The 389-nt window shown below is 26.7% G+C and carries 1 protein-coding gene; it reads left to right on the top strand.

All coding sequences use genetic code 11. The features are described from left to right. On the top strand, positions 1-389 hold a 389-nt coding region (locus E3E36_RS13125), incomplete at both ends, for a hypothetical protein (RefSeq protein WP_206203755.1).

The following is a 389-nucleotide window of genomic DNA, read 5'->3' as shown; positions in this document are numbered from 1 at the left end:
CTAAATAAAAAGAAAACAATTACTTATAGTACAATTTTACTTTTAGGTTTTGGAAAGTTTGCAATTGATGATTATGGTTTAAAAAATGGAGTTACTTACAAAAGGTATTTTAATAATAATGTATCGAAAATTTCTTGGCTGGGAGGTTTTAATTTTATAACAACACCCAATTTTAAATTATCGTTTATGGGGCGATTTTCATGGTTAAATTATGGGAATACAACAACTAATTATTCTACATCGGAATTAAGCAGTTTGCATTTAGATAATATTTCGAATACTACTTTATGTTTTTATGAACCAACCTTTAACCTTCAATTTGGGTTTAAAAAATTACCCGGAATTCTAATAGATATAAGCACTACGTCATGCTCAAATCAAGAAAAAAA

This window comes from Thermococcus sp. M36 (assembly GCF_012027355.1).
Lineage (GTDB): Archaea > Methanobacteriota_B > Thermococci > Thermococcales > Thermococcaceae > Thermococcus.
Note: the sequence above shows the minus strand (reverse complement) of the source record. Positions and strands in the feature narration are given on the sequence as shown.